Raw genomic sequence first — 1,278 nt, 5'->3', positions numbered from 1 at the left:
GCCGGTCGGTGCCCTCGCCCGCCGTCCCGGTGGCCGTCCAGTACCACTGGAGGCCGCGGGCGATGTCGAGGGCGGCGTGCGTCTGCGCGGGCCCGGCTCCGTCGCGCAGCCCGTACTCCATGGCGTGGCGGATGTTGGGCAGGTCGTGGCGGAGCCGCTCCAGCAGTTCGGCCTGCCCGGGGCCGGCCCACCGGTCGTGGACGTCGAGGACCCGGTCCCGGAACCACATCAGGTGCCGGGTGCGGGCGTCCTCCAGGTCCCCGCCGCGCGCCAGTTGGTCGCGGCCGTACTCGCGGACCGTCTCCAGCATGGTGTAGCGGCGGCCGGCGCCGTCGCCGGGCTCGGTGAGCAGCAGGGAGTGGTCGATCAGCCCGTCGACGGCGTCCAGCAGTTCCTCGGGGCCGCTCCTCCCACCGGTCGCACGCTCTTCCTTCCCGGCGTCCTCCTTCCCGGCGTCCTCCTTCCAGCGGTCCTCCGCCCAGACCGCGTGCGCGGCGTCCAGCGAGATGGAGCCGGCGAACACCGACAGCCGGGCCCAGAGCCGCTGCTGGGCCGGGGTGCACAGCTGGTGGCTCCAGTCGAGCATGGCGCGCAGCGACCGGTGCCGTTCGGGGGCCACCGGGTCACCCTTGCTGAGCAGCGGCAGGCGCTCGTCGAGCCGGTCCAGGAGCTGGCCCGGGGAGAGGGCGCGCAACCGCCGGGCGGCGAACTCGATGGCCAGCGGCAGTCCGTCGAGCCGGCGGATGACGGCACGGGCGTGCGCGAGGTCGTCCCGCGACCAGGACACCTCGGAGAGCAGGGCGGCACGGTCGGTGAGCAGCGCCAGCGAGGCGTCCTCGGGGAGCGGCGGCACCACGTAGAGCCGTTCGGCGCCCGGGCCGAGCGGCAGGCGGCTGGTGGTGAGCAGCCGGACGCCGGTGGTGCGGTCGAGCAGCAGGTGGGCCAGCCGGGCGCAGGCAGCGGCCAGGTGCTCGCAGTTGTCGAGCACGAGGAGGACCTCGCGGTGGTGCAGGGCGCCGATCAGGTGGTCGGTGGGCGTGAGGTGCGGGGGCACGGGGGCCAGACCGAGTCCCTCGACGACCGCGTACGGCAGGACGTCGGGGCTGGTGACCTCGGCGAGTTCCACCCAGCAGGCGCCGTCCCGCATCAGCAGCCCGGCGGTGCGGGCGGCGCGCTGGGCGAGGCGGGTCTTGCCGACGCCGCCGACGCCGGTGAGGGTGAGCAGGCGGTGCTCGGCGAGGAGCCGGCTGACGTCCTCCACCTCGCGGGCGCGGCCGA

1 protein-coding gene is annotated in these 1,278 nt (G+C 75.7%); it reads right to left on the bottom strand.

From position 1 onward, the window contains the following. Positions 1–1,278 (bottom strand): AAA family ATPase (locus HW445_RS31450; RefSeq protein WP_180224175.1); only part of this gene is annotated, 1,278 nt, incomplete at both ends.

It is taken from the genome of Streptomyces sp. UH6 (assembly GCF_013421635.1).
GTDB classification, from domain to species: Bacteria; Actinomycetota; Actinomycetes; order Streptomycetales; family Streptomycetaceae; genus Streptomyces; species Streptomyces abyssomicinicus.
Note: the sequence above shows the minus strand (reverse complement) of the source record. Positions and strands in the feature narration are given on the sequence as shown.